Annotated in this window: 1 protein-coding gene; it reads left to right on the forward strand. The window is 37.7% G+C overall.

Features of this window, described 5'->3' with window-relative positions:
* Window positions 1-43: 43 nt before the first annotated feature.
* Window positions 44-244, forward strand: a 201-nt coding sequence (locus L9G74_RS21750; protein WP_238898958.1) for a hypothetical protein, incomplete at its 3' end; no start/stop codon positions are given.

A 244-nucleotide genomic window follows, 5' to 3' on the forward strand; every position in this document is an offset into this window, starting at 1 on the left:
CCTTGAATCTTCTGCGAGCAATATAAATGAAGGTCTTAATATTATGAAGAAGGCTATTACTGGACAAGAATTCAGGCCATGGGAGCTGTCTGACAACATTTCTCGAATCAAAGTTGAATTGGCATCATTGCCTCCTCAAGCAAAAGTGATTGATTTGATTCATACAGCTGCATTCAGGAGTGGTCTTGGAAATTCAATTTTTGTTCGAGATTTCAACATAAAGAAACTAAACTCTGAAACGCTG

This window comes from Shewanella electrica, assembly GCF_022321485.1.
Lineage (GTDB): Bacteria > Pseudomonadota > Gammaproteobacteria > Enterobacterales > Shewanellaceae > Shewanella > Shewanella electrica.